This is a genomic window from Cellvibrio chitinivorans, assembly GCF_035117775.1.
GTDB classification, from domain to species: domain Bacteria; phylum Pseudomonadota; class Gammaproteobacteria; order Pseudomonadales; family Cellvibrionaceae; genus Cellvibrio; species Cellvibrio chitinivorans.
Genome location: NZ_JAYKKN010000001.1, coordinates 1 through 26,941, shown reverse-complemented (window position 1 = coordinate 26,941; position 26,941 = coordinate 1). Strand labels below are relative to the sequence as shown.

Annotated in this window: 21 protein-coding genes; 13 read left to right on the top strand and 8 right to left on the bottom strand. The window is 49.5% G+C overall.

What is annotated here, in order from left to right; translation table 11 throughout:
* The first annotated feature begins 22 nt into the window (after positions 1 to 22).
* Positions 23 to 4,384 carry a pilus assembly protein gene (locus tag SPL68_RS00105; protein WP_323813026.1) on the top strand — a complete coding sequence of 1,454 codons (4,362 nt, stop codon included), beginning with the start codon at positions 23 to 25 and terminating at the stop codon, positions 4,382 to 4,384.
* Between the two features lie 12 nt (positions 4,385 to 4,396).
* Positions 4,397 to 4,846 (top strand): type IV pilin protein, encoded by a 450-nt coding sequence (locus tag SPL68_RS00100; RefSeq protein ID WP_323813025.1) that lies wholly within the window; start codon positions 4,397 to 4,399, stop codon positions 4,844 to 4,846.
* An 84-nt stretch (positions 4,847 to 4,930) separates the two neighbouring features.
* On the opposite strand, the gene SPL68_RS00095 is transcribed toward SPL68_RS00100, so the two are convergent.
* Together SPL68_RS00095 and SPL68_RS00090 are read right to left on the bottom strand one after the other, a co-directional pair.
* Positions 4,931 to 6,331, bottom strand: a complete 1,401-nt coding sequence (locus tag SPL68_RS00095) for a sigma-54-dependent transcriptional regulator (RefSeq protein ID WP_323813024.1) — start codon at positions 6,329 to 6,331, stop codon at positions 4,931 to 4,933.
* Positions 6,332 to 6,377: 46 nt separating this feature from the next.
* Positions 6,378 to 8,024, bottom strand: a complete 1,647-nt coding sequence (locus SPL68_RS00090; RefSeq protein WP_323813023.1) for a sensor histidine kinase — start codon at positions 8,022 to 8,024, stop codon at positions 6,378 to 6,380.
* Between the two features lie 304 nt (positions 8,025 to 8,328).
* On the opposite strand from SPL68_RS00090, the gene SPL68_RS00085 reads away from it, so the two are divergent.
* Positions 8,329 to 9,957, top strand: a complete 1,629-nt coding sequence (locus SPL68_RS00085) for an NAD+ synthase (RefSeq protein WP_323813022.1) — start codon at positions 8,329 to 8,331, stop codon at positions 9,955 to 9,957.
* A gap of 67 nt (positions 9,958 to 10,024) precedes the next feature.
* On the opposite strand, the gene SPL68_RS00080 is transcribed toward SPL68_RS00085, so the two are convergent.
* Positions 10,025 to 10,927: an outer membrane protein assembly factor BamD gene (locus SPL68_RS00080; RefSeq protein ID WP_323813021.1), complete on the bottom strand. Its 903-nt coding sequence runs from the start codon at positions 10,925 to 10,927 to the stop codon at positions 10,025 to 10,027.
* A 160-nt stretch (positions 10,928 to 11,087) separates the two neighbouring features.
* Between SPL68_RS00080 and rluD the strand changes: the two genes are divergently transcribed.
* The 4 genes from rluD (at position 11,088) to SPL68_RS00060 (ending at position 14,256) form a co-directional block, all read left to right on the top strand.
* Positions 11,088 to 12,053, top strand: coding sequence for a 23S rRNA pseudouridine(1911/1915/1917) synthase RluD (gene rluD / locus SPL68_RS00075; RefSeq protein ID WP_323813020.1), 966 nt, complete (start codon positions 11,088 to 11,090; stop codon positions 12,051 to 12,053).
* Positions 12,046 to 12,804: a peptidoglycan editing factor PgeF gene (gene pgeF / locus SPL68_RS00070; protein ID WP_323813019.1), complete on the top strand. Its 759-nt coding sequence runs from the start codon at positions 12,046 to 12,048 to the stop codon at positions 12,802 to 12,804. Before rluD ends, pgeF begins: the two co-directional genes overlap by 8 nt.
* A gap of 120 nt (positions 12,805 to 12,924) precedes the next feature.
* The gene (locus SPL68_RS00065; protein ID WP_323813018.1) at positions 12,925 to 13,683 is read left to right on the top strand and encodes a copper homeostasis protein CutC; all 759 of its coding nucleotides are present in this window, start codon (positions 12,925 to 12,927) and stop codon (positions 13,681 to 13,683) included.
* Between the two features lie 39 nt (positions 13,684 to 13,722).
* Positions 13,723 to 14,256 (top strand): magnetosome magnetite crystal formation protein family, encoded by a 534-nt coding sequence (locus SPL68_RS00060; RefSeq protein ID WP_323813017.1) that lies wholly within the window; start codon positions 13,723 to 13,725, stop codon positions 14,254 to 14,256.
* A 36-nt stretch (positions 14,257 to 14,292) separates the two neighbouring features.
* On the opposite strand, the gene SPL68_RS00055 is transcribed toward SPL68_RS00060, so the two are convergent.
* Positions 14,293 to 14,670, bottom strand: a complete 378-nt coding sequence (locus SPL68_RS00055; RefSeq protein ID WP_323813016.1) for a termination factor Rho — start codon at positions 14,668 to 14,670, stop codon at positions 14,293 to 14,295.
* A 151-nt stretch (positions 14,671 to 14,821) separates the two neighbouring features.
* Positions 14,822 to 15,394, bottom strand: a complete 573-nt coding sequence (locus SPL68_RS00050) for a DUF4142 domain-containing protein (RefSeq protein WP_323813015.1) — start codon at positions 15,392 to 15,394, stop codon at positions 14,822 to 14,824.
* A 516-nt stretch (positions 15,395 to 15,910) separates the two neighbouring features.
* Here SPL68_RS00050 and clpB point away from each other — a divergent pair.
* Positions 15,911 to 18,568 (top strand): ATP-dependent chaperone ClpB, encoded by a 2,658-nt coding sequence (gene clpB / locus SPL68_RS00045; protein ID WP_323813014.1) that lies wholly within the window; start codon positions 15,911 to 15,913, stop codon positions 18,566 to 18,568.
* A 107-nt stretch (positions 18,569 to 18,675) separates the two neighbouring features.
* Here clpB and SPL68_RS00040 read toward each other — a convergent pair whose 3' ends face one another.
* Positions 18,676 to 19,101 (bottom strand): DUF4124 domain-containing protein, encoded by a 426-nt coding sequence (locus SPL68_RS00040; RefSeq protein ID WP_323813013.1) that lies wholly within the window; start codon positions 19,099 to 19,101, stop codon positions 18,676 to 18,678.
* 545 nt (positions 19,102 to 19,646) lie between these two features.
* Here SPL68_RS00040 and SPL68_RS00035 point away from each other — a divergent pair.
* The 3 genes from SPL68_RS00035 (at position 19,647) to SPL68_RS00025 (ending at position 22,515) form a co-directional block, all read left to right on the top strand.
* Positions 19,647 to 21,380 carry an acetolactate synthase 3 large subunit gene (locus tag SPL68_RS00035; protein ID WP_323813012.1) on the top strand — a complete coding sequence of 578 codons (1,734 nt, stop codon included), beginning with the start codon at positions 19,647 to 19,649 and terminating at the stop codon, positions 21,378 to 21,380.
* A 1-nt stretch (position 21,381) separates the two neighbouring features.
* Positions 21,382 to 21,873 (top strand): acetolactate synthase small subunit, encoded by a 492-nt coding sequence (ilvN, locus tag SPL68_RS00030; RefSeq protein WP_323813011.1) that lies wholly within the window; start codon positions 21,382 to 21,384, stop codon positions 21,871 to 21,873.
* 78 nt (positions 21,874 to 21,951) lie between these two features.
* A complete protein-coding gene (locus tag SPL68_RS00025) occupies positions 21,952 to 22,515 on the top strand; it encodes a DNA-3-methyladenine glycosylase (protein WP_323813010.1) in 564 nt (187 codons plus the stop codon).
* A gap of 4 nt (positions 22,516 to 22,519) precedes the next feature.
* On the opposite strand, the gene ilvY is transcribed toward SPL68_RS00025, so the two are convergent.
* On the bottom strand, positions 22,520 to 23,386 hold the full coding sequence (ilvY, locus tag SPL68_RS00020; protein WP_323813009.1) for an HTH-type transcriptional activator IlvY: 867 nt from the start codon (positions 23,384 to 23,386) through the stop codon (positions 22,520 to 22,522).
* Between the two features lie 148 nt (positions 23,387 to 23,534).
* Between ilvY and ilvC the strand changes: the two genes are divergently transcribed.
* Positions 23,535 to 24,551 (top strand): ketol-acid reductoisomerase, encoded by a 1,017-nt coding sequence (gene ilvC / locus SPL68_RS00015; protein WP_323813008.1) that lies wholly within the window; start codon positions 23,535 to 23,537, stop codon positions 24,549 to 24,551.
* Positions 24,552 to 24,623: 72 nt separating this feature from the next.
* Here the strand turns inward: ilvC and SPL68_RS00010 are convergent, their stop codons facing one another.
* Positions 24,624 to 25,523, bottom strand: coding sequence for an HDOD domain-containing protein (locus tag SPL68_RS00010; RefSeq protein ID WP_323813007.1), 900 nt, complete (start codon positions 25,521 to 25,523; stop codon positions 24,624 to 24,626).
* A 153-nt stretch (positions 25,524 to 25,676) separates the two neighbouring features.
* Between SPL68_RS00010 and pssA the strand changes: the two genes are divergently transcribed.
* Positions 25,677 to 26,510 carry a CDP-diacylglycerol--serine O-phosphatidyltransferase gene (gene pssA, locus SPL68_RS00005; protein ID WP_323813006.1) on the top strand — a complete coding sequence of 278 codons (834 nt, stop codon included), beginning with the start codon at positions 25,677 to 25,679 and terminating at the stop codon, positions 26,508 to 26,510.
* The last annotated feature ends 431 nt before the right edge of the window (positions 26,511 to 26,941 follow it).

Sequence of the window (26,941 nt, the reverse complement as noted above, 5' to 3'; positions counted from 1 at the left end):
TCCAGAGTGTTTTGGAGATTATATGTTAACTACCACATCGTTTTATAACGCTATGGCGAAAACCTGGATTGCAACCTTGGCCGGCGGTTTAGCATTATCTTTCACACATGTTGCTGTAGCAGAGCCGCATCAGAGCCCGTTGTTTCTGGTGGCACAGGTCAAGCCGGTTACCATGCTCAATATGTCGCGCGATCATCAGTTATATTTCAAACTTTATGATGACTTCTCGGATATTACTGATAGTCGCCCAACCATTAATAATACGGCGAATGCCAATTACGGCAAAGAGCCGGATGGTGCTCCCGATACCACCTATGTTCATGGTTTCGACTACTACGGCTACTTCGATAGCTATAAATGCTACACCTACAACACCACCAGTAATCAATTTAATCCAGCGGCCTTTTCGGCTAACAAATACTGTAACGACGGAACCTCTGTGCAGTGGAGCGGCAACTTTTTAAACTGGGCCTCAATGACGCGTATGGATGCTGTGCGCAAGATGCTATATGGCGGAATGCGCTCAACTGATACCACTTCTGAGACAGTATTGGAGCGGGCGTATCTTCCGACCGATGCGCACTCATTCGCAAAATATTATGGTGGCGCTGATTTGCCGCAGCTCACCCCTTTCTCTGCTGATATTTCTGCAGATCTACAAACTACAGGCATCACCATTTGTAATACCTCGGATCCCGGTACCGCCACTCATTCACAGTCGGCGACAAGCGCTGTCGGTGCTCGCCCGTTAATGCGTGTCGCACGTGGAAATTACAGCTTGTGGGCCAGTAATGAACGTTACCAATGTCGATGGGGCTCAACGCTCTCAGGCGACGACGGTAAAAATGAAAATAATGCAGCAGAGAGTCTGATTCCCGCCTATTCGGACAGCCCTATAGATGCCCATAAGTTGGGCACTGGCTCAGCGGCAGGGGAGTTTGTTGCGCGCGTCGCGGTTTGTGTCAGCAACTTAACGGCAATGGATGCGGCTCACGATAATGAAAAGTGCTTTGAGTACAACCGCACCACGGCGCAAAAACCGCGCGGGCTATTGCAGGTTCATGGAGGCACACAAAATTTTGCGTTAATGACTGGCTCCTACGGGAAAAATAAATCAGGTGGAGTGTTACGCAAAGGTGCAAGTTCAATTAGTAATGAAATCAACTCCAACGGTATTTTTCAGGTGCCCAGCAATGGCAATAGTATCATCAAGACTCTGGATTTATTGCGTATCTACGGTTATCGCTACAGTGAGGGGCTGTACCACAACGATCGTCATGAAGTGAATACACCCGGTGCCTCTGTCAGTGATGGTTGTAAGTGGGAGACGAGCAGTTTTGCTAACGGCCAGTGCACTAACTGGGGTAACCCTCAAGCCGAAATTTATCTTGAATCGCTGCGCTATTTGAGTGGCGCTAGCAGTCCGCAATTTGACTCAGATGACTCCAGCTATATTGCTGGATTGAATCGGGTCGCAACCTGGACCGACCCGATTTCTACCACAACAACCGGTAACTATTGTGCCCCTATCAATGTGTTGCAGTTTGATGCCTCTATGACCTCGTTTGACGCTGATAATCTCACCAATGCGCCAGCGACTATAGGCACTATTAGTGATGCGACCAACATTGTTGGCGCGGCTGAAGGGATTCACGGGAATAGCTATTTTGTCGGTGATAATGGCACTAATCGCAACCAGCTGTGTACAGCGAAAGAAGTGGCCTCTTTATCCAGTGTATTAGGCGCTTGCCCTGATGCACCAAGATTGGAGGGTAGTTATCAAATTGCTGGCTTGGCATACAAAGCGCGCTCGGCTGGTATTGCAGCTAATCGCGAAAAAGTAATGACCTATGGCGTCAATCTGGCCGCATCGGTTCCTAACGTGGTGGTGCCAGTTCCAGGTTCTACCTCTGGTGCTAAGGTTACTATTTTGCCCGCCTGCCGTAATACCACCCCGAGTCCCGCTGCCAACTGTGCAATCGTCGATTTTAAAATTGTGCAACAAACATTCACTAATTCCACCAACTCTGGACGGCTCTACGTGAACTGGGAGGATACCGAACACGGTGGGGATTACGACCAGGATATGTGGGGAACTATTGATTATGCAGTTACATCCACCGGTGGTGTGACTGTCACTACCAATGTGGTTGCATCATCGACCCCCAACAATATGGGTTTTGGCTACACCATTAGCGGTACAGACAATGATGGCTTTCATGTCCAATCCGGTATTGGTGGTTATACCGGCGGCGACTGTTCAAATTGCAACGAAGGAGATGCGGCGGCGGCGAAAACATTTACGGTAGGAAGCTCTACCGGTTCCTTATTACAACCACCTTTGTATTACGCGGCTAAATGGGGTGGCTATAAAGAGGACACTTTAACAACCGCAGAAATTGCTGCCATTACAGAAGTAGGGTCTTACTTTAAAGCAACCGATCCACGCAAGCTTGAACAAGAACTGGATAATTTCTTCAGTGATTTTGGCGCATCAGGCTCATCGGCAACCGTTGCGTCCAACTCGACTCGCCTGGAAGATGAAACCAAGGTTTATCAGGCAATATTTAACAGTGATGACTGGAGTGGCGCTATGCGCGCATACCCTCTCAACACCAACGGCACTATTAATACGACCCGTGCTTCATGGGATACAGATCAAACCCTGACGGGCGCATCTGGTCGCCGGATATATACACTGGGCGATTCAACTGTAGTCAATTTGAACTCTGCTGGTTGGGCTGGCAGTACGGCAGCGGCGCTCAAATCGGCTTTACAGCTTTCATCAGAATCTACAACCGATAATGCCCAAAAACGTTTTAATTGGTTAATGGGCACTGACCAGACTGGCTTGCGTCAGCGCAGTAAACCATTGGGCGATATAGTTAACTCCGACCCTGCTTATGCCGGGCCTGGCAGCCAGCGCTACAACCTACTGCCGGCCAGCTATGGCGCTGCCACTTATGAAGATTATGTACAAGCCAAAGCGAGCCGTACTAAAGCAATTTTTGTGGGTGCCAATGACGGCATGATGCATGCGTTTAATGCAGATACAGGTGCCGAGCTCTTTGCTTATATTCCGCGTGGTGTCTATGCCAAGCTGGCTTCGTTGACTGATATCGATTATCAGCATAAATACACAGTAGATGGCCCACTGTACGTGGAGGATGCCTATATTGATAGCAACGGTGACGGCACTAAAGAATGGCGTACTTTGGTTGGAGGTACTTTAGGTGCGGGAGGGCGTGGAGCCTATTTATTGGATGTCACCGATACCTTGGCGAGAGGCGCTACACCGCGAGTGATTTTTGATATTCATGCTGGTGATACCTCATTGACCTATAGCAATGACCTGGGCTACAGCAATGGCAAAATGCTAATTGCTCCTGCTGCCGGTGATCGTTGGGTCGCCGTTTTAAGTAATGGCACTGAAAGTAATAGCGGTACCGCCAAGTTAATTGTGATAGATGTTCAGACCCCTTCTTCCTATAAATCCATAGCAACTTCTACTGCGACCGGTAATGGCCTTTCCGGTACTGCACTACTGCCTAACTCGCAAGGTATATCCACTTATGCTTATGCAGGGGATCTCAAGGGCACTATGTGGAAGTTTAATCTGGACAATGCTTCTATTGATAGATGGGGGCTTTCCTATCCTGATGGTCTTATCACCGTTAAAGACTCTGCGGGAGCCGCACAGCCGATAACGGGCACGCCGACATTGGGTAGAAATGCGCTCAAAATGGCGGGTACTGGCAGCAATCGCGCACCTTCAGTCATGGTGTATTTTGGTACTGGTAAATACTCCGAGACGACAGATATTTCCAGTACTGCGGTGCAAAGCATTTATGCAATTGCAGATGCCGGCAATGCTATATCGCTCACCAACCGGAATACAACGCTGCTACAAAAGTCGATTACCGCTGAAACCAATGGGGTTCGTACTGTTTCTCCCGATGCAACACCTGTTGCGACAGAGATACCCGTGGTGGACTGGAGCCGTTACTCTGGTTGGTATCTTGATCTTAAATTTGGTACTGCAGCCAGTGCAGCGAAGGGGGAGCGAGTTATCGTAAAACCATTGCTACTTTTTGATCGCCTTATTGTGAACACGTTTATTCCATCACCGAATCAATGTGATTATGGCGGCAGCGGTTGGTTGATGCAGTTGACTGGTGTGGGCGATAAATTTATTGGACTTAATGTTCTGCTTAACAACGCAAATATTGAGCTGCAAGATCCTATTTTGGGTGATTTGATTCCCATCATGGCAGGCGAAAGAGTATTTATTTTGGGTAGTGAGTTAAGTGGTAGTGTTGAGGCATTTGTGGGTGAGGCTGGTGCTGGAACTCGTGGTCGCATGTCTTGGCGGCAACTTAAATAATAAGGGGCTTTTATGCGCAACGCAGGTCGTGGTTTTACATTAGTTGAGTTGATGATTGGTGTGGCAATTATTGGCATTTTGGCTGGTATAGCTTATCCCTCGTATCTGAAACAGGTGCAGAAAAGCAATCGCTCTGACGCCAAGGTTGTATTAAATGATGTCGCCCAGCGGCTACAGCGCTGCTTTACCGCGCATGGTCGCTACAACCCGGCAGATGGAACTTGCGCTGTTGTTGATGCGGTGAAGGCTGCGGCTGGAATAGCATCTACTGAAGGCTTTTATGTAGTGAAAGTGGCTGATGCGGCAGATTTGACGGCAACTACCTACTTGCTTACAGCCACTCCGGTAGCTGGTGGGCGGCAAGCCAGTGATAGTGATTGCGCGCGTTTCACACTAAATCAGCTGGGAGTCAGAGCGGCGTTTTCCAGTTCCAATGTTAATAACACGGATAAATGCTGGTAACAAAACACGTTTGATTTTGCTCCAATGAAAAATGGCCTCGCGATGAGGCCATTTTTATTGGAAGTTCATCTGGTTTTGGTGAAGTTATTCGTCATCCAATCCCAATTTTTGCAGGCGATAACGAAGGGATCTGAAACTGATGCCCAAGTGTTTTGCTGCAAGGGTTTTGTTCCACTTTGCCTGCTCCAATGCGTGGCAGAGAATTTCTTTTTCTACATCCTGTAAGTATTCATCGAGTGAGGAATATTCGGCGCAGCGAGCGGGGTAATCGACGCTGTTGTTATTTGCTCGTTTGGTGGTGCGGTTGGAATAGGATTTGTCGGCGAGTTGGTCGAGCTGATCAGTGCCGCGCAACTGCAAATCTTGCGCTTCAATCAGATTGCTATCGCAGAGTGTGAAGGCGCGCTCCAAAATATTTTCCAGTTCGCGCACGTTGCCCGGAAAGGCATAGTTGTCGAGCATTCGCTGTGCTTCTGCTGAAAGTTTGGGGGTGGGCAAACCTATGTCGGTGGCGAGTTTGTGTAACAGATGTTGGGTGAGCAGGGCGATGTCTTCGCGTCTTTCACGCAACGGCGCAACGGCCAATTGGATAACGTTCAGGCGATAAAATAAATCCTGCCGGAAGCGACCTTCATTGACTTCCACCTCCAGATTTTTATGGGTCGCGCAGAGGATGCGCACATCGGTGGCGATTTCATCAGCTGCGCCTACCGGGCGCACGGATTTTTCCTGAATTGCGCGCAATAATTTAACTTGCATATCCAGCGGCAAATCAGCAACTTCATCAAAAAATAAAGTGCCGCCTTCCGCTGCTTGGAACAAGCCGGTTTTATCTTGATGCGCGCCAGTGAAACTCCCTTTTTTGTGGCCGAAAAATTCGCTTTCCATCAGCTCGCGTGGAATCGCACCGCAGTTGACGGCGATAAAAGGTTTAGGTGCGCGCGGCCCAAGGTCGTGAATCGAATGCGCAACCAATTCTTTACCTGAACCTGATTCACCGCTGATATAAATGGGCGCCTGTGAGCGGGCGAGTTTTTCAATGCTGCGAATCAAATCCTGAATCGCTTTTGATTCGCCGATAATCGGTGTGGTTTTCGCGAGTGGTTGCGGTTTTAGCTGGCTGGATTCGATGGCGGTATTCACCAATTTGCGCAGCGTCTGCAAATCCACTGGCTTGGAAATAAAATCAAACGCACCGGCTTTCATGGATTCAATCGCGGTATCGATACTGCCGTGGGCGGTAATAACTGCGACGGGCAATTGCGGATATTGCTGCTGAATTAATTCCACCAATTCCAAGCCTTTGCCGTCGGGCAAATGCATGTCGGTCAAACACAAATCATAATGATTTTGCGCGAGCAGTTGTTTGGCGCTGGCGACGCTGGCGGCGCTGTCGGTGCAAATTTGCATACGTCCCAAGGTGATTTCCAGCAGCTCGCGGATATCCGGTTCGTCATCGATGATTAATACACGTTTTTGAGTCATAAGAGTTCCTGAATCGCCTGAGCCATTCTTAAGATGTTTTTTGGGCTTAAGATGTTTTTTCCGGATGCGCTAACTGCAAGTGAAAACAGCTTTCGCCTTGCTCGGTACGCTGGTAAGAAATAATGGCCTGATTGGCCTCGCACAATTCTTTGCAGATATATAAACCCAAACCAGAGCCGGTGTTTTCGGTGGTGAAAAATGGCTCGAACAGATGCTTGCTGTTTTCGGCGCTGATACCTTGGCCGTAGTCTATCACGCGGATGTAGGGTTGCTGTTGATTGGTGTCCAGCCCAATTTCGATGCGCAAATCCGGTTTGCCACTTTGATTAGCGCCGTAGCGAATGCCGTTATCGAATAGATTAGTGAGTACCTGCTGCAATTGGCTGGTATCAAATTTTGCAGCGAAGTTCGTGTTGCTGTGGTCGTGCATCGGCTCGCCGATATTTTTTTCTTTGATTTGGATAGTTAGTTTTTCGCCATTACTTTTGCTGGCTTTGTAGTCGCTGACAAATGTTGGAATCCACTGCTGCAAATTAATGGGGGTAGGTTTTGCGCTGCGTCGGCGTGAGAGCTGCAAAATATTTTCAATAATCTGGTTCACCCGTTTGCTGTGATTGTTGATGATATCCAGCAGGCGTTGATCACCCGCAGGGAGCGCCTCTGATTCGCCCAGCAATTGGCTTGCATGACTGATAGCGCCGAGTGGATTGCGAATTTCGTGGGCGATGCTGGCGGTCAATCGCCCTAGCGATGCCAGTTTTAATTGCTGCGCTTGCTGGTTGATGGAGCGAACATCCTCCAAAAAAATCAACACATCGGGCGACTGTCCCGGCTCCAGATACGCAAAATTAATTTTGGCTTCGGTGATGTTGTTATTTTCCAGCTTTAGATAGGGCGTGTGGTCACTCGCATTGCGCTGCCATGACTGGTGTTTTTTATAGAGTTCGGGGACGCGATCCAAATGCAGATTTTTGACCGACTCTTGTGTGGTTCCAAGCAGGGTTAAGGCCGCCTGATTGCACAGTTCTATCTCCTGATTTTTATTGAGCACCAAAATACCGGTGCGCATTCTCTCGACGATCAGCTGCGCCAGTTTTTGTAAATGCGCAGCTTGGGCGGCCTGAGCTTCGGCTTCGGCATAGGAGAGACGAATCTTTTTGGTGAGATGTTGAAACAGCAGCGCGGTCAGAAACGCGAGCGCACTGAGCGTGCCGGAGGCGAAGATGGTTTTATTGTCCTGCGCCAAAAAGATAAAGCGATAACAGCCTTCGCTAATCACCACAATGGTAGTGATGGCTGCGAGAAAGAGTGAGATGCGCTCGCGCAGCATGATGCCGCCTGCAGCAATCGCGATCAGCAACAAATAACCCAAACCGCTCACTGCGCCGCCGCTGGCGTGCATTAACAGGCTGAGCGCGATGACATCGATTAACAGTGAGCCAAAAAGTTTGCGCTGCGAGGGCGAATATTTGAGTCGCCACATCACGATCAGCGTCATAAAGTTGATCGCGGTGTAGCTGATAGATGCGTAGAAAAACAGATCGGGGTTGTCGTTACCCAGCACCTTGGGCGCAAACTGGAGTTGGAACATCATCAACAACACACTGCCCAGCAGCGTGCGGTAATAGGTATAAACGCGCAGCAAATCGTAGGGGTTATAGTTCTGCGGCTGGTGGAGCAGGTTGGAGGTCATGGTGTTCTGCTGTGTCCTTTTGGTCGGGCGGGTAAAATCCGCTTGGCTTTAAAAGGGTAGATCGCGGACAATGCGCGCCTATGTTTAAATCCTATGGGTTTGAATCCTGTGGGTTTGAATCCCATGAGTTTAAATCGCATGGGTCTGAATCGCCTGAGCCTATAATTCTTATGGGCTAGGCGCTGTGCAATTTGATGTGCGGGCAATTTTGCCATTTTCGCGTTGCTTATACTGCCATCTACCTTGCGATTCCAGACTTATTTTCAGCAATGCTGCTGCCACTCTTTCATATCCCTTGAATGCTATGTCGTCGTTACACTTGATTCTCGCCCAAATAAATACGCTTGTCGGCGATATTCCCGGCAATACCGCCAAGGTGCTGCAGTGCGCGCGTGAAGCGCAGGCCGCAGGCGATGTTGATGCAATTGTGTTTCCCGAACTGACACTGACGGGTTATCCGCCGGAAGACCTGTTATTGCGCCCGAGTTTGAACCTGCGTATCGAGCGCGCGTTACAGGAGTTGATGGCTGCCAACTTGTCTATGGCGCTGGTGGTTGGTTATCCGCGCCAGAAGGATGGACGCTTGTACAACATGGCCGGTGTGATTAGTGACGGTCAGTTGATCGCTGAATACGCCAAACAGTGCCTGCCGAATTATCAGGTATTTGATGAGAAGCGCTATTTCGCTGCGGGCGATAAAGCTTGCGTGTTTGACCTCAAGGGAATCCCTACCGCGCTGAGCGTGTGTGAGGACATCTGGTTCGCCGAACCTATGGCGCAAGCCAAAACGGCGGGCGCCAAGCTGATGTTCAATCTCAATGCCTCGCCCTACCATCAGGGTAAGCAGCAAACGCGCGAAACCGTGATCGCCCAGCGCGCACAAGAAGGTCAGATGCCAGTGGTCTACACCAATCTGCTCGGTGGTCAGGACGAGCTGGTGTTTGATGGTGGCTCAGTGATGATCGATGCCAATGGCATCACTCAGTTCCGTGCACCTTCATTTGAAGAGGGGCTGTTTCCGGCTCGATTGGAGTGGAATCAGCAACAAGTCACTGTGCCGCCACAATCCTGCGCCGCGCTGCTCGATAATCTCGCGGCGGTTTATCAAGCGCTGGTGCTGGGCATGCGCGATTACGTCAACAAAAACCGCTTTAAAGGCGTGGTGCTGGGCTTGTCTGGCGGTATCGACTCGGCACTGACGCTGGCGATGGCGGTAGATGCGTTGGGCGCTGACCGTGTTGAAGCGGTGATGATGCCGTTTCGTTACACATCCGACCTGAGTAAAAACGATGCTGAGGATGAAGCTGCGCGCCTCGGCGTGCGCTACAGCTCAATCAGCATCGAGCCTATGTATGAAGCCTTTATGGCCGCACTCAGCGACGAATTTGCGGGCACCAAACGCGATACCACCGAAGAAAACCTGCAGGCGCGCTGCCGCGGAGTATTGCTGATGGCGATCTCCAACAAAAAAGGTTATCTGGTGCTGACCACCGGTAACAAGAGCGAAATGGCCGTGGGTTACTCCACGCTCTACGGCGATATGGCCGGCGGTTTTGATGCGCTCAAAGATGTGCCTAAAACCCTGGTGTTTGCCTTATCGCGCTATCGCAACACCTTGGGTGGGGTAATTCCTGAATCGGTAATTACCCGTCCGCCCTCGGCCGAATTGGCGCCGGATCAAAAAGATGAAGACAGTCTGCCGCCTTACGAAATCCTCGACCGTATTCTGGAGTTGTATGTCGAGCAAGACTACAGCGCCGAGGCGATTATCAATGAAGGTTTTAACCGCGAACAGGTTGAGCGCGTGGTGCGCTTGGTGGATGTAAATGAATACAAGCGCCGCCAAGCGCCGATTGGGATTCGTATCAGTCAGCGCGGCTTTGGCCGCGATCGCCGCTACCCGATTACCTCGGGTTGGAAAATGGGTGACTGATATTGCCCAAAACAACAAAGGCCGCATAAGCGGCCTTTGTGGATGATGTTAGCGAGCGAACAATCGATTAATCGACGCGCGCCACATCGGTAGATTGTTTGTATTGCGGGTCGTAAAGCTTGCGGGTATCAAAACCAGTCACTTCGTTTTTGTTAAACAAACCCAGTGTCAGGTAGGCAACCCAAGGCGATTTACCATTGTTGTACATAAAGTCGTAATCGAATTCGCCTTGTTTATTGAGTGCCGGGTAGTCGGCATAATTGAGTTTCAGGATTTCCAGCATCTCATTAGAGCGCTCGGGCATCTTTAGCAGGTGATAACCCTGTACCATAACGGCCAGCGCATCGGGAATTGCCGGCGATTGCGGGAAGTTTTCCAGCACATAGCGGCCGCGACCTACCGCAGCAACATAAGCGCCGCGTTTAAAGTAGTAGTTAGCGACGTGAATTTCGTAACGCGCCAAGTGGTTGCGCAGGTGCAACATGCGTTTTTTGGCATCGACGGCATAGATGCTGTCGGGATAGCGGTTGAGCAGTTGGGTAAAGTTGGCGAGCGATTCACGCGCTGCCCCTGGATCGCGACGGGAGTTATCCACCGGCATCACGCGCTCAAACATGCCCTGGTCTTTGGTAAAAGATGCCATGCCCAGCATGTAGTAGGCGTAGTCAACATTGCGGTGCTGCGGATGCAAACGGATAAAACGGTTGGCTGTGGCGATAGCCGCATCGGGTTCGCCCGAGCTGTAATGAGCGTAGATAAGTTCCAGTTGCGCCTGATCGGCGTAGGTGCCGAAGGGGAAGTTTTCTTCCAGCGAGTTGAGATTTCTGATCGCCGATTCCCATTGGCTGCGCTCAAGTTGCTCTTCGGCGGCGTTGTACAGATCCGCTTCGGTGGTGTATTCAGGCTCTTTACTGGAGCAGGCAGTCAGCAGCACTAGGGCGCTAAGCGTCAAACAGGGCAGAACTCGCATAGGGTTATAGACTCTTATCACGTAAACATAGACCCCATTTGCGGGGCAGGGTATTTAAACACAGAGCTTGGCGGATACCAATCTGGCGACAGTAAAAGCTCTTGAATTCCGGTTTTTGGCGCTCCTTTCGCAGCCAGAAACAATCACTAGAGGTTATTTAATGAAAGATGTTTTTGACCTGAGCGCACAAGTGCCGATCCAGATGAATGGCATGCGCTTCGACCAGATCGCCTCCGAGTTGTTCCCCGACTTCTCGCGCTCGCGTCTGCAAAGTTGGATTAAAGACGGCCAGCTGAAAGTAGATGGCCGTGTAGCCAAGCCGAAAGACAAATTAATCGGCGGCGAAACGCTGGAGCTGAAAGCAGAGCTTGAAGCGCAGGGCGAGTGGGAACCGGAAGAGATCACGCTGGATATAGTCCACGAAGACGACGACCTGATCATCATCAACAAACAAGCAGGTTTGGTTGTTCACCCAGCGGCGGGCAATTACACCGGCACCTTGGTAAATGCGCTGATCAATCATATCCCCGGTTTGGTCAACCTGCCGCGCGCGGGCATTGTGCATCGTTTGGATAAAGAAACGACAGGTTTGATGGTGATCGCCAAAACTCTGGAAGCGCATACCGATTTGGTTGAGCAGTTGGCCGATCGCACAGTGAGCCGCGAATATGAAGCAGTTGCCGTAGGTGCTATGACTGGCGGCGGCACTGTGGATGCACCTATGGGGCGCCATCCTATGCAGCGCAAACTCATGGCCGTACTCAAAGCGGGCGGTAAGCGCGCGGTAACTCACTACCGTGTGGCCAAGCGCTACCCGAGCCACACTCATATTCGCGTGAAATTGGAGACTGGTCGCACTCACCAAATCCGCGTGCATATGGCGCATATCGGCCATCCGCTGGTGGGCGATCCGACTTACGGCAATCGCTTCAAAATCCCCAAGGGCGCCAATCAGTATTTGATCGATACCCTCAAGAGTTTTCCGCGTCAGGCGCTGCATGCGTTCAAACTGGGCTTGGAGCATCCGGGCACTGGCGAATACACCGAGTGGACTGCGCCGCTGCCGGAAGATTTTAAAAACCTGCTCGATGCGCTCAATAACGGTTTTACCCTTGCCGATGACTGATTCATTTGGAATTACGCCCGATTGGCCAATACCTGCCGGAGTGAAAGCCTTTATCAGCACCCGCGCCGGCGGGTTTAGCGCATCGCCCTATACCAGTAATAATTTCGGGCTGCATGTGGGCGATGATCCGCTGCTGGTTGAAAAAAATCGCGCGCAGTTATGTGAGCGTTTGGGGTTGGATATGACCCCGCAGTGGCTGGAGCAGGTGCACGGAGTCAAAGTTGTTGATGCCAAAGCCGATGGCATGGTGCGCACCGCCGATGGCAGCTACAGCGACCAGCGCGGTCAAGCCTGCTTGGTGATGACGGCAGATTGCTTGCCGATTTTGCTGTGCGATAAACAAGGCACTCAAGTCGCAGCACTGCACTGCGGTTGGCGCAGCCTAGCGCATGGTATCTGCGCAAAAGGCATCGAGAAGTTTTCTGTTCCTGCATCTGAAATCATGGCCTATCTTGGCCCTGCAATATCCCAGCCTAATTTTGAAGTGGGGGTGGATGTGCTTGAAGCCTTTTTTGGTGCCGCGCGCAATGAACTCCACACCGATCAAATCGCCGCCGCGTTTATTTCTGCCAAACGCCCGCTGCATTTTTATGCGGATATCTATGCTCTTGCGCGCGCCGAATTAACCGCGCTGGGAGTGACGGATATCTACGGCGGCGATTTTTGTACCTATGCCGATGAAACCCGCTTCTATTCTTATCGTCGCGATAAAACCACCGGGCGCATGGCCAGCTTGATCTGGCGCGAATAAATTTCTGTTAAGTGAATCCAATCGGGCACTGATTGCATCTAAACTTTGGCGCGTAAATTATTTGTTGTCGCGCTTGGCGCCGATGATTTTTCATCCCCTGCCCATACTGGAGTTCTCGCTATGTCAAAACACCCGTTCAAAATCGAAATCTGTGTTGAAGGAATCGATGGCCTTGTTGCCGCGCAACAAGCGGGTGCTGATCGCGCAGAATTGTGTGCCAGCTTGCTTGAGGGTGGACTAACACCGAGCTTGGGGGTAATCCGCGAAGCCCTGCGTGTCGCGACCATTCCGTTTCATGTGATTGTGCGCCCGCGCGGCGGTGATTTCCTTTATTCCGAGCTCGAATTCAACAGCATGTTGGAAGATGTCAAAGCGCTGCGCGATCTGGGCGTGGTTGGGGTAGTGATCGGCTGCCTGACGCCCGATGGCAAGATCGATGAGGTGCGCACCAAAGCCTTGGTCGTTGCCGCGCGCCCGATGAAAGTGACCTGCCATCGCGCCTTTGATATGACGCGCGACTACGCGGAAGCGCTTGAAGCCTTGATTCGCAGCGGCGTTGATAGGGTGCTAACCAGTGGTCAGCGCGATACTGCCGTTGAAGGCAGTGACATTCTGAAAGATACAGTTGCACGCGCAGATGGCCGCATTGTGATCATGGGCTGCGGCGCGCTCGATGTTGATAATATCGCTCAAGTACGCCGCGCAACTGGCGTTGATGAAATGCATTTTGCCTCGCTCAAAACTATTAAAAGCGGTATGGAATTTCGCAATCCCCATGTTGGCATGGGCGGTACGGCGTTGGAGCGCGAATATGAAATTACCCTGACCGATGTGGAGGCGGTGCGTGCGACTATCGCCGCTGCCCGCGCTGCCGGTTAATCCTGTTTTTTTAAATCATCATCTACAAGGAAATTTTTTATGGATCTCGATCAAATTGAAAAACTGAATGACCTTAAACAAAAAGGCTTGATCAGTGAGGAGGAATATCAGCAGGCCAAGGAACGTATTCTGGGCAATGTTAAGTCTCAGCAAGCTCATGCTACCAGTGCGCAACCGCAATCTATTGTTGTGAAAACCAACAACTACGATTATGCAATGGTGCTGCATCTCACCCAATTCTGTTCATGGCTGTTTCCATTCTTGGGCTTAATCGTGCCGCTGATTATGTGGCAATCCAAAAAAGAAGATGCCTATGTGGATGAGCAGGGCAAGGTGGTGATGAACTGGGTATTCAGTTCGCTGATTTATTTTTTGGTCAGCGCAATTCTGTGCTTAATCGTGGTGGGTTTTTTCCTCATGGCAATTCTGTTTGTCTGCTCGATTGTGTTTACCATCATGGGGGCGATGGATGCTAATAAGGGCGTCATCAAAAACTATCCAATGTCGATCAAGTTTTTTGATGTAAATGAAACACCGCGCCCACCAGTTACCCCTGCCAATCCACAAGTCTGATTGCGCAGAATAAAGTTAAAAATTGCCGCAGCACTTTTAGTGCTGCCCAGCCTGCCTTAATGCAAGAATCAAATCCGGTTTGTTCATGGATGAACGGCCGGCAATGTTTTTCTCTCTCGCGAGTGTTATTAAATAATCTTTAGTGTGGGACTCAAGTGAATTCGGCTTTGCTTTCTCTTTGCGTGTAATGGCCGCTTGATGAGCCGAGTCTTTACGTGCAGCAGCTTTTTTAGCCGCAGATGCTGTTCTTCCTGAGCCAGAACGTTCACCACCACCGGATTGCTTATTCACCGTCGCCCACGCAATTTCTGCTGCTTTTTCAGCTGAAACACCCTTTTCCATGTAGCCATCTTCAATATGCCGTGCTTTGCGTTTTTGCTTATCGGTGTATTTTGCTTTGCTATCGGTAGCCATATTCAGCCTCCATCATGTATTCAAAACAATGTTTTCAAAAATAATGTAAAAAACTTGATGGTGTTTGTGAGGAACTTACAGAATCAGGCAGGCATGCCAGCCTGATTCTGTAATGTGCAAATAAAAATTCATCTAGGGTAATTGCGCTTAATTAGTGGTAATCAGCTTTGCCATCATCCACTTTTATATTGCTGCTGGTGCTAGCCAATACAGTAACCAAAGCCTCAGCTTCAGCCAAATGTTGTTCAAGTTTTGGCAATGAAATGGCCGCTAATTGACGTACATCATCATCCTTTGATGATGAAGCGTCTTTGTACAATTCGATGGCAGCTTTGTGGGAATCTATTTGATTGTTGATGTAAGTAGCATCAAATGATTCGCCGTCGCGTTGCTCCAAAATATAAGTTTTCGCTTTTGCTGTCAGTTCAGCATCATCTGCAACTTCCAGCTTTTTTTTGCTGGCGAGCGCGCGCAGGTCTTTATTGCTGGTTGCGTGATCGGTAATCATTTTTCTGGCGTAGTCTTTTACTTCCGGGAAGGTTGCTTTTTGCAGTGCAAGTTTCCCAGCTTCAATTTCAGCAATCCCTTTTGCTGAGGCTTCCTCGATAAAATCGTCAGTATCAACATCCGCTAAAGCATTAAGGCTGGTTCCGAGCAGAGCTGCTAGAAGTACAAAGAATGCGACATATAAAAAATTTGCGTGTTTTTGATTGGTGGTTTTCATAATTTTCACCTCGCTAAAAATTTAATTTCTTCGTCATAAAAAATCTGGCAAAAGCTGATTTTTTGTTAGAGCAAATACTGCTACGCAATATCGAAGCCAATTTTCGTTTGCATGATAATTACTGAAATTATTTCTTGGTATTTTTGGTGAAATGATGATTTCGGTGAAATTTTTCTGTTTTTTGGTGTGACCCAAGAAATTAAATTCAATTTCGCCAGTCGTATATCTCTTGCAAGTAAGAGCACGTTAGAGCAGGGAAAGTTAACAGCTCACTTGGCTTGTAATTTTTGCAAGTTATTTACCGCATGATCGGGGTGGTCTGATATAGGTAATTGATAGATATATATTCAGCGGGCGAAGCTGATGTGTGAGGTAGGGATGTTAGGTAGAGATTTTAGGTAGGGAGTAAGACGCGACATTTTGCCCTGTAAATTCCTATCGCGCCCCGCTTGAAATCACCTTCTGCGCCCCCACGTTTGTCTCAACTGAATTGTCACTATTCGCTTGAGGTAATCCATGCGTATCGACCGTCTAACCAATCAATTGCAAGTTGCCTTGTCCGACGCCCAATCTCTCGCGCTAGGGCAGGATCACAGCCAGCTCGACCCAAGCCACCTGCTACTGGCGATGCTCGATCAAAAGGGCGCCGCCAGTGTGCGCCTGTTGCTGAGCCAAGCGGGGTTTGATGTCGCGGGCTTGCGCACAGCGCTCAATGAATATCTGGAAAACCTGCCGCAAATCAAAAATCCAACCGGTGAAGTCACTATGTCGCCAGACATGGTGCGCCTGTTGAATCTCGCGGATCGCCACGCACAAAAAGTGGGGGATAAATTTGTCTCCAGCGATTCGGTGCTGCTGGTATTGATGCAAGAAATGCAGGGTCCTATTACCGAGTTGCTGAAAAAACACGGCAATGCCCAGCGCTTGCAGCAGGCGATTCAAAAGGTGCGCGGCGGTGAGAATGTGGATGACGCTGATTCCGAAGGCAATCGCCAGGCCTTGGAAAAATACACAGTCGATTTAACCGCGCGCGCCGAAGCGGGCAAGCTCGATCCGGTGATTGGCCGCGACGATGAAATTCGCCGCACTATTCAAGTGTTACAACGCCGCAGCAAAAATAATCCGGTATTAATTGGTGAGCCGGGCGTGGGTAAAACCGCGATTGTAGAAGGTCTTGCGCAACGTATCGTCAACGGCGAAGTACCGGAAGGTTTAAAAGATAAGCGTCTCTTATCGCTCGATCTTGGCGGCTTGCTTGCCGGCGCAAAATTTCGCGGTGAATTCGAAGAGCGCTTGAAATCGGTAATCAACGAACTAAGCAAGCAAGAAGGCCGCGTAATTTTATTTATCGACGAGCTGCACACTATGGTCGGCGCCGGTAAAGGTGAAGGTGCAATGGATGCGGGCAATATGCTTAAACCTGCGTTATCGCGCGGCGAATTGCACTGCGTGGGTGCCACTACGCTGGATGAGTATCGCAAATACATTGAAAAAGATGCCGCACTTGAACGCCGCTTCCAAAAAGTCTTGGTCGATGAACCCAATGAGTCAGACACCATTGCAATTCTGCGCGGATTAAAAGAGCGCTACGAAGTTCACCACGGTGTGGATATCACCGACTCAGCGATTATTGCCGCGGCAAAATTGTCGCAACGTTACATTACCGATCGCCAATTGCCCGATAAAGCCATCGATTTAATTGATGAAGCCGCGAGTCGTATCCGCATGGAGATCGACTCCAAACCGGAGGAAATGGATCGCCTTGAGCGCCGTTTGATTCAATTTAAAATCGAGCGCGAAGCAGTAAAAAAAGATGAAGACGAAGCGAGCAGAAAACGTCTTGCCAAACTCGATCAGGATATTGATCGTTTCGAGCGTGAGCTGAATGATTTGGAAGAAATCTGGCGTGCCGAAAAAGCTGCGTTGCACGGCTCGCAAGAAATTAAAAGTCAGCTTGAGCAAGCGCGTTTGGAATTGGAAGACAAGCGACGCAAAGGTGATTTAACGCGCATGAGTGAATTGCAATACGGCATTATTCCGCAGTTGGAAAAACAGTTGGATATGGCCAGCCAAGCCGAAATGATGGAAATGAAACTGCTGCGCAATAAGGTGACTGAAGAAGAAATTGCGGAAGTGGTTTCCAAGTGGACTGGCATTCCCGTGTCCAAAATGTTGGAAGGCGAGCGCGATAAATTATTGCGTATGGAAGACGCGCTGCATCAGCGTGTTATCGGCCAGCATGAAGCTGTGGTTGCCGTCGCCAATGCGGTGCGCCGTTCGCGCGCCGGTTTGAGTGATGCCAATCGCCCTAATGGTTCGTTTTTGTTTTTAGGGCCAACGGGTGTGGGTAAAACCGAATTGTGCAAATCGCTCGCGGAGTTTTTATTCGATACTACCGATGCCATGGTGCGTATCGATATGTCTGAATTTATGGAGAAGCATTCGGTTGCGCGTTTGATCGGCGCGCCACCGGGTTATGTGGGTTATGAAGAGGGCGGTTATCTCACTGAAACTGTGCGCCGCAAACCTTACTCGGTAGTGCTGCTCGACGAAGTGGAAAAAGCGCATCCCGATGTATTCAATATTTTGTTGCAAGTATTGGATGATGGCCGCCTGACTGACGGCCAGGGGCGCACCGTGGATTTCCGCAACACGGTCATTGTGATGACGTCCAATTTGGGCTCAGACCGTATTCAGGAATTGGCGGAAGACAAATCGTTCGATACTGTAAGCTTCGATAGTTTTGTGAGCGATGATTCAAATAACTCGTTAAATAACGAGAACCGCTACAACGCGATGAAAGATGCGGTGATGGAAGTGGTGGGCAATCATTTCCGTCCGGAATTTATCAACCGTATCGATGAAGTTGTTGTGTTCCATCCGCTCGGGCGCGAACAAATTCGCGGCATCGCTGATATTCAATTGGAATTGCTGCGCAAACGTCTGGGCGAACGCGAGCTGAGTTTGGAATTGGATACTGATGTGATGGACAAGCTGGCGGCAGTTGGTTTTGACCCAGTGTACGGCGCGCGTCCATTAAAACGCGCTATCCAACAGCTGATTGAAAACCCGCTGGCGCAGGATATTCTCGCCGGCAAGTTTATGCCCGGCGCAATTATTCATGGTCACTTGCTGGGTGAAAAAATCGTGTTTGATCCCAAACAATTGAATTAACTATTTATCGTTACTTAAAATTATCGTTACTTAAAAACTTACGCCAATAAAAAAACGGCCATCAGTTTATGCTGATGGCCGTTTTTATTGATGCTGCGAAACTGCGATTATTCGCAGGCTTCGTCAATCGCTTGCTGTGCAATTTCACGCTGTTTGGCTTTATCTTCTTCAGTCAAATAAACCGTAATGCCTTCGGCGTTGACAGTTTTGATGCGCGCAACAGAATTTAATATCGCCAGATTCTCTCGGGCTTTGGAGCAGCGCTCAGGGTCTTTTAAAGAAGTTGGTTGCGCTTCTGTAGCCGTAGTTGCAGTCGTTGTTGCAGCGGCGGGGGCTGCAGTCGCCGGGGTCGGAGTTGGGTCGCTATGGCCGGTGCGGGTTTTTACCAATGTGGCCTTTACATTTTTGGGCGGGCGCTCACCGTAGTGAACCACGCCTTTGCTGTCAGTCCATGTATATACTTTTGCAGCCACTACACATTGGCTGGCGAGCAGGCCGAGTAACAGGCATCCGATAATCTGTGCGCGTTTCATGTTGTACCTTTTTAGTCATAGGCTTTTTGGGCAGTTCTGCGCCAACTATAGACCTTATGCTGAACATGCGAAACTGGGAAACGCAAATCTGTGAGGCTGCTCAAGCTGCCAATCCGATTCCGGATTTGGCGTTCGTATCTAGTTAAATAGATAGTCTTTTGATTAAAAAATCCGCAAATTGGCGTTAATTTCTTGACTTTGAAGCATATCTTGCCAAAATTGCCAGTCCTCCAGATGGCTGGCAGCTGGCCGATAATCACGGACTCATCTGCTTCCCACCAAGTCACCCTCTTGGTGAACCATCTGCTGGCGATGTTCCTACCAGAACATCACCTTAGAAAACCGCTGTTTACCTGCACGGTTTTCGCTGATCCGATCCTGACCTTGCCGGGTTTTGATCGTGGATCATTCACGGCGTTGGCCTGCCCTAAGTGCCGATGCTTTCCAGTGTGATTCTTTGCCGCATCCAACCTTTGGCTGTAACAGCCCTCTGGTAAAAGACACACGCGCATCTATGCGATTCACATCCTAAAAGGGGAATTATTGTGGAAATGCTTTCCGGCGGAGATATGCTCATCCGCGCCCTGAAAGACGAAGGCGTTGAATACGTTTTTGGTTATCCGGGCGGCGCAGCGCTGCATATTTACGATGCCATCTTTCGTCAAAAAGACGTTAAACACATTCTGGTTCGTCACGAACAAGCTGCTACCCATGCTGCCGACGGTTACGCACGTGCGACCGGCAAAGTGGGCACTGTGCTGGTGACCTCCGGTCCAGGCGCGACCAATGCCATTACTGGTATTGCGACGGCCTATATGGACTCTATTCCAATGGTGGTTATTTCCGGTCAGGTGATGAGTCACTTGATTGGTGAAGACGCTTTCCAAGAGACCGACATGGTCGGTATTTCTCGCCCGATCGTAAAACACAGTTTTATGATCAAACACGCTAGCGAGATTCCTGAGATTGTTAAAAAGGCATATTACATCGCTGCAACTGGCCGCCCAGGTCCGGTAGTTATCGATGTGCCTAAAGATCTGACCCATCCGGCGCACACCTTTGCTTACGAGTATCCCGAGAAAGTGAAGCTGCGTTCCTATACGCCAGCGACGCGCGGTCACTCTGGTCAGATCAAAAAAGCAGTACAGCTGTTGCTCGGTGCCAAGCGCCCGATGATCTACACCGGTGGCGGTGTAGTGCAGGGTAATGCTTCGCACTTGTTGAAAGAGTTGGTTGATCTGCTGAATTATCCGGTAACCAATACCCTGATGGGCTTGGGCGCTTATCCGGGCACTGCAAAAAACTTCCTCGGCATGTTGGGTATGCACGGCACCTACGAAGCCAATACTGCAATGCATCACAGCGATGTGATTCTGGCGGTAGGCGCGCGTTTTGATGACCGCGTAACTAACGCTGTGAGCAAGTTCTGTCCGACTGCCAAAATTATCCACGTGGATATCGACCCAGCATCCATCTCTAAAACCGTGGTTGCCGATGTGCCTATCGTAGGTGCGGTTGATAGCGTATTGAGCGAAATGCTGGCGCTTATCAAAGAGTCGGATGAAAAGCCCGACGCTGCTGCACTTGCCTCTTGGTGGGAGCAAATCAACGAGTGGCGTGAGCGTCACGGCATCTACACCAAAAATCGTTTCGATACTTCTGGCGATAAAATCAAACCGCAAGAAGTTATTCAGGCGATTTGGGAAGTGACCAAAGGCGATGCTTACGTGACGTCTGACGTAGGTCAGCACCAAATGTTTGCTGCGCAATACTACCGTTTTGATAAGCCGCGCCGTTGGATTAACTCCGGTGGCCTCGGCACTATGGGCTTTGGTTTGCCAGCCGCTATGGGCGTGCAAATGGCGGATCGCGATGCGACCGTTGTGTGCGTGACTGGTGAAGGTTCAATTCAAATGTGTATTCAGGAGTTATCGACCTGTACGCAATATCACTTGCCTGTAAAAGTGATTTGTTTGAACAACCAAGCGCTCGGCATGGTTCGCCAGTGGCAAGACATGCAGTACTCCAGCCGCTACGCGGAAAGTTTGTATGAAGATTCGCTGCCGGACTTCATCAAGCTCGCAGAAGCCTATGGCCATGTGGGTATGCGTGTAACCAAGCGCGACGAGCTGAAACAAAAATTGGAAGAATGTTTTGCGATGAAAGATCGCGTGGTGTTTATGGACATCATGGTTGATCAAAGCGAACACGTTTACCCGATGCAGGTTGCACAGCAATCCATGCGCGATATGATTTTGAGCAAGACGGAGCGCACCTGATATGAGACGCATAATTTCTGTATTGGTTGAAAACGCTCCCGGCGCACTCTCACGTGTAGTGGGTTTGTTCTCCCAGCGCGGTTACAACATTGAAAGCCTCACTGTTGCGCCAACGGAAGACGGAACCCTCTCGCGCTTGACGCTGACCACCTTGGGCGACGATCACAAAATCGAGCAAATCACCAAACACCTCAACAAATTAATTGATGTTGTTAAATTGGTTGATTTGACCGAAGGCTCGCACATCGAACGCGAGCTGATGCTGATCAAAGTAAAAGCATCCGGCGCGCAAAGGGCAGAGGTTAAACGCTGTGTGGATATTTTCCGCGGCCAAATCGTGGACGTCACCAGCACTCTCTACACCATTCAAATCACAGGCGCGAGCGACAAGCTCGACGCGTTTTTACAAGCTGTCGGCGATGCAGCGATTATCGAAGTGGTGCGCACCGGCGTGTGCGGTATTTCGCGCGGCGAGAAGGTGTTGAGTTTGTAAGTTGATGCGTTAAAAACGAAAGGCCGATGCTTGAAAAGCATCGGCCTTTTTCTTTTCTGCTAGTTGTACGGGAGAGCTATGACAAAGCGTTTGCCATTCGATTTTGCTCAGCCCTCGCACATAGTCGCTCCGCAATTAATCGGCTGCGAGTTTTTAGTGAATGGTGTTGGCGGGATTATTGTAGAAGTTGAAGCTTACGATCAATCCGAGCCAGCATCGCACACATTTTCTGGCCCTAGTGTGCGCAATGCTTCTATGTTTGGTGCGCCCGGTTGTGCTTATGTTTATCGCTCCTACGGAATTCACTGGTGTTTGAATTTTGTATGTTCGCCGGAGGGGCATGGGGCAGGTGTTTTAATTCGTGCGATTCAACCAACTCACGGATTGGAAATAATGCGCGAGCGGCGCGGTGTTGAATCAGAGAAACTACTTTGTGCAGGGCCGGGGCGCGTAGGGCAGGCGTTGGAGATTGTGCATGCATTTAATGGGCGATCACTCGCACAAAAACCATTTCAGTTATTACCTGCATTTGCGCCGATTCATGTTGTAAGTGGTCCGCGTATCGGCATTTCCAAAGCGATGGATTTACCTTGGCGTTTTGGTTTGGCGGGTTCGCCGTTTTTAAGTAAACCGTTTCGCTAATCGCTTAGCGATTGGGTTCGCGTAGCTGGCTCCAAAATGCATTCACAATCGGGCTTTTTAAGCGTTTTTCCATCACGCAAATCCCTGTGTCATAAGGCCCCAAATCTGGCTGTGGATCAAAGCGTTTTACTTTGTCGGCCAGCGGGCTGTTATCCACTACGATTTGTGGTGCAACACCAACACCAAAGCCCAAGCTCACCATACTTACAATCGCTTCATTACCTTTTACTTCCGCATAGATATTCGGTTTGATGCCGAGCGATCCAAACCAATTGTTTAATCGCTCGCGCGCCAATCCTTCCTCGGGGATGATCACCGGAATTTCTTCCCAGTTTTTTCCTTGCCAGTCTTCATTGCTTGCTGTGATAAAAATCAGCGGCGAGCTATTGATCGGTTTAAAGCTAACGCCAGCGGGCAGCTTGTCGGGCTTGGCGGCAATCGCAATATCCTCTTCCCCAGCCAATATGTGCTCGATGGATTGCGCCGGGTCGCCGGTGTGTAACTTGATTGCAATACCCGGATGTTTGACTCGGAACTCGGTGAGGATTTCGTAGAGAAAGCTGTAGCTGGCAGTGACCGAGCAGTAGATGCTGAGCTGCCCGTGTAGCTGATCGGCCTGTGCGAGCAGCGATTCCTGATAGGTCTCCCACTGGCGAATCACCTCTTTGGCAAATTCCAGAAACTGTTCGCCTTCGTGGGTCAGCACTACCGAGCGGTTGTCGCGCACAAACAGGCTGACTTTTAAGTCGTCCTCAAGTTGTTTGATGTTGCGGCTCAATGTGGATGGGCTGACATGGGAGCTGGCAGCGGCGCGACCAAAATGCAGGCTGCTGGCGAGATTGCAAAACAAGCGGAGTTTGGTGATATCCATAAGCAGCTCTAATAGCTTTGTTGCATAAACTGAAATATTGAATTGCGAATATATCATTTTACGCGATGCGGGTGTTTCTCTACACTGGCGGCCTTTTATCCAATCTGCCCTATTTGATGGGGTGGTCATATCCCAACAGGAGTCTGTTATGCACGTTTATTACGATAAAGATGCTGATCTTTCTATCATCCAAGGTAAAAAAGTAGCCATCATCGGTTACGGCTCACAAGGTCACGCGCACGCGTGCAACCTGAAAGATTCAGGTGTTGATGTAGTTGTTGGTCTGCGTACCGGTTCTGCAACTGTTAAGAAAGCTGAAGCTCACGGCCTGAAAGTAACTGACGTTGCTACCGCGGTTAAATCTGCTGACGTAGTAATGATCCTGACTCCGGATGAGTTCCAATCAAAGCTGTATAAAGAAGAGATCGAGCCAAACATCAAGCAAGGCGCTACTTTGGCTTTTGCTCACGGTTTTGCGATTCACTACAACCAAGTAGTTCCACGCAAAGATTTGGACGTAATCATGGTTGCGCCAAAAGCACCTGGTCACACTGTACGTTCTGAATTCGTACGTGGCGGCGGTGTACCTGATCTGATCGCTATCTTCCAAGACGCATCAGGCAAGGCGAAAGATACTGCTCTTTCTTATGCATCAGGCGTAGGCGGCGGCCGTACCGGTATCATCGAAACTACCTTCAAAGACGAAACTGAAACTGACCTGTTCGGTGAGCAAGCAGTTCTGTGTGGTGGCGCAGTTGAGCTGGTTAAAATGGGCTTCGAAACTCTGGTTGAAGCAGGCTACGAGCCAGAAATGGCTTACTTCGAGTGTTTGCACGAGTTGAAGTTGATTGTTGACCTGATGTTCGAAGGCGGTATCGCCAACATGAACTACTCAATCTCTAACAACGCTGAATACGGTGAGTATGTAACTGGTCCGCGCGTAATTAACGAAGAATCACGCAAGGCTATGCGCCAAGCGCTGAAAGACATCCAAACTGGTGAATACGCTAAGAAGTTCATCCTGGAAGGTCAAACCAACTACTCTTCAATGACTGCTGCTCGTCGTAATAACGCTGCGCACGGCATCGAAGTTGTTGGTACCAAGCTGCGCGCTATGATGCCTTGGATTCAAGCGAACAAAATCGTTGACCAAACCAAGAACTAAAATTCTGGTTGTTGTTTTGGCAATAAAAAAACCCGCATTTTTTGCGGGTTTTTTTATGCATTCATGACTCTATTACCAAGAGCTCAGTAGCTCTTTACAGGCCTGATCCATTGCTGTTTGCAATTGGGTGTAGTTTGGATTTTGTAGCTCCGCAGGTTCGGTTAGATCGGGTAAATCCAGTTTCTGCATTTCAGCAAAACCACCGGCAAACAGGTTGGCGATATAAATAATGTCCGACAAGTTTCTGGGTTGTTGAATGGTGGGGCGAGGGATATCCGTTTCTTTTACTGCTTCGATGATCTCCTCGGGCAGGCCTAGAGCATCCAGAAGTACTGCGCCAATGCTCTCGTGCCACTGAGCTACTAAATAGGCAGCTGTCTGTGGGCGTTCGACCAGCTCCTGATAGTTGGATACACGGTGCAGCATAAAAAAAGCCCCTAAGTCGTGTATCAGTCCTGCCAGCAGGGCGCTCTCTGCTGTGATGCGCGGTGTAAATTGTTTGGCTAGCACTTGTGCAATAGCGGCAGTTTTCAGGCTGTGGATAAAAAACTCATTAAGTTGCTCTGCAAATACGGAGGCTTTATGTGCCTGCGCAAGTTGCGCAAGTGCGCAGGCTAGTGCAACCGATCGCGCTGTATTAATACCGGTGCGGCTTAGTGCCTTTTCAAGATCGGTAATGGTCTGAGCTGAGGGGTTATAGGCAGCAGAATTGGCAAGGCCTAGCACCTTGCTGGTCACTAATGGGTCGTGTTGTATTTCGTGAGCAATTTCTTTTAGGTCTGTTGAATCGCTGCGCATCGCTTTTGAGATGCGTACCGAGACATCAAAACAGGTTGGAAAGATGATATCCCCTTCGAGTTCTTTGGCTATATCTTCAAGTAACTGAAAGCGCTTGGTTTTCAATTCCTTGGCAGGTATTTCATCCATATCGATAGATTCCGGCAAACAAAGTAATAGTGAGGACTGCTTCAAACTATATCCCAAACTGCCGGTGTGCGCAGGTTCTTCTTGCCTTTATAAATAAGCGGGAATATCTCGCCTGAATGATGCTGCGAAAATATATGCAGCCTATATTTGGTGTGTACAATGGCGCCCCCGGCTCCATCGCCATAACAGAGGTTGATCATGACTAATCACGAGCAAGAGCAAGGCAGACCCATCGATGCCGGTGATCACGAAGACCCCTTGCCATTTGGGGACTTGGTTGAAGAGGTGTCTGAAAACGGGAAAAAGGTGCGCCATAAGGGTGTCTATCTGTTGCCAAACCTGTTTACCACAGGGGCTTTATTTGGTGGTTTTTATGCCATCGTCTCTGCTATGAACGGTAATTTTACCCATGCGGCCATCGCTATTTTTGTCTCCATGCTGCTTGATGGTATGGATGGTCGTGTCGCGCGTATGACCAATACTCAAAGTGCGTTCGGTGAACAGTACGACAGTCTTGCCGATATGGTGTCCTTTGGTGTTGCACCGGCATTGGTGGTGTTCAGTTGGGTGTTGCAGGATTTGGGGCGTTGGGGTTGGGCGGCAGCGTTTATCTATATGGCTTGCGCGGCTCTGCGTCTTGCGCGATTTAATACGCAAATCGGTGTTGTTGATAAAAAGTACTTTATCGGGCTGGCAAGTCCTGCGGCTGCATCGGTTATTGCAGGCATGGTGTGGGTCTGGTCGACATCCTTCCCAGGGGAGTCTTGGGGAATTGTGGTTGCGGTAGTGACTGCGCTTACCGGTTTATTGATGGTATCCAATTTTCGCTATACCAGTTTCAAAAGTCTGGATTTTCGTGGGCGTGTGCCTTTCGCATTTATGTTGCTGGTGGTGTTGGTGTTTGCATCGCTCATTATTTATCAGGAGCAGGGCATATTTGCGATAGCGGTAATTTATGCGCTCTCGGCGCCTGTCATAAAAGGTGTTGGTGCTGTATTTGGTGGCGCAAAAAAGACCGGTGCGACTAAATAGTCGGCATGTTGTTTCTTTGTTGTCTGTAATTCCAAAAAAATGAAAATAAAGCTTGCGCGGCGAGGGTTGGATTCATATAGTGCGCGCCCTCGCCGAGCATGGCTGGCTGCGAAAGCGGCTTGATGTAAATGTTCGGCGGTTTGTAAAAAATTAATGAAAATTAAGGGTTTACAAACGAAAAAAATAGCGTAATATGCGCGCCTCGCTTAGCGGCGAGCGGTGAAAAAACGAAAGCAAGCAGCTTTGCGTGAGGTCACCGGCAAGCGAAATCTGAAAAAAGAAACGTTTGCGAAAATGAAGATGATGCGTATAATGCGCGTCCCACGGTTGAGCCGAAGCGCTAACCGGTTTTTTAACAAGACAGATCAAGCAATGCGTGTGGGCACTTGCGGATGGTGATTGGCGACAAGCAAATTATCAGAAGAAGTGAA

Bases quoted from the DNA above. Each gene is read 5' to 3' on its own strand.
- SPL68_RS00105 (WP_323813026.1), top strand. From the start codon at position 23: ATGTTAACTACCACATCGTTTTATAACGCTATGGCGAAAACCTGGATT.
- SPL68_RS00100 (WP_323813025.1), top strand. From the start codon at position 4,397: ATGCGCAACGCAGGTCGTGGTTTTACATTAGTTGAGTTGATGATTGGT.
- SPL68_RS00095 (WP_323813024.1), bottom strand. From the start codon at position 6,331: ATGACTCAAAAACGTGTATTAATCATCGATGACGAACCGGATATCCGC.
- SPL68_RS00090 (WP_323813023.1), bottom strand. From the start codon at position 8,024: ATGACCTCCAACCTGCTCCACCAGCCGCAGAACTATAACCCCTACGAT.
- SPL68_RS00085 (WP_323813022.1), top strand. From the start codon at position 8,329: ATGTCGTCGTTACACTTGATTCTCGCCCAAATAAATACGCTTGTCGGC.
- SPL68_RS00080 (WP_323813021.1), bottom strand. From the start codon at position 10,927: ATGCGAGTTCTGCCCTGTTTGACGCTTAGCGCCCTAGTGCTGCTGACT.
- rluD (WP_323813020.1), top strand. From the start codon at position 11,088: ATGAAAGATGTTTTTGACCTGAGCGCACAAGTGCCGATCCAGATGAAT.
- pgeF (WP_323813019.1), top strand. From the start codon at position 12,046: ATGACTGATTCATTTGGAATTACGCCCGATTGGCCAATACCTGCCGGA.
- SPL68_RS00065 (WP_323813018.1), top strand. From the start codon at position 12,925: ATGTCAAAACACCCGTTCAAAATCGAAATCTGTGTTGAAGGAATCGAT.
- SPL68_RS00060 (WP_323813017.1), top strand. From the start codon at position 13,723: ATGGATCTCGATCAAATTGAAAAACTGAATGACCTTAAACAAAAAGGC.
- SPL68_RS00055 (WP_323813016.1), bottom strand. From the start codon at position 14,670: ATGGCTACCGATAGCAAAGCAAAATACACCGATAAGCAAAAACGCAAA.
- SPL68_RS00050 (WP_323813015.1), bottom strand. From the start codon at position 15,394: ATGAAAACCACCAATCAAAAACACGCAAATTTTTTATATGTCGCATTC.
- clpB (WP_323813014.1), top strand. From the start codon at position 15,911: ATGCGTATCGACCGTCTAACCAATCAATTGCAAGTTGCCTTGTCCGAC.
- SPL68_RS00040 (WP_323813013.1), bottom strand. From the start codon at position 19,101: ATGAAACGCGCACAGATTATCGGATGCCTGTTACTCGGCCTGCTCGCC.
- ilvN (WP_323813011.1), top strand. From the start codon at position 21,382: ATGAGACGCATAATTTCTGTATTGGTTGAAAACGCTCCCGGCGCACTC.
- SPL68_RS00025 (WP_323813010.1), top strand. From the start codon at position 21,952: ATGACAAAGCGTTTGCCATTCGATTTTGCTCAGCCCTCGCACATAGTC.
- ilvY (WP_323813009.1), bottom strand. From the start codon at position 23,386: ATGGATATCACCAAACTCCGCTTGTTTTGCAATCTCGCCAGCAGCCTG.
- ilvC (WP_323813008.1), top strand. From the start codon at position 23,535: ATGCACGTTTATTACGATAAAGATGCTGATCTTTCTATCATCCAAGGT.
- pssA (WP_323813006.1), top strand. From the start codon at position 25,677: ATGACTAATCACGAGCAAGAGCAAGGCAGACCCATCGATGCCGGTGAT.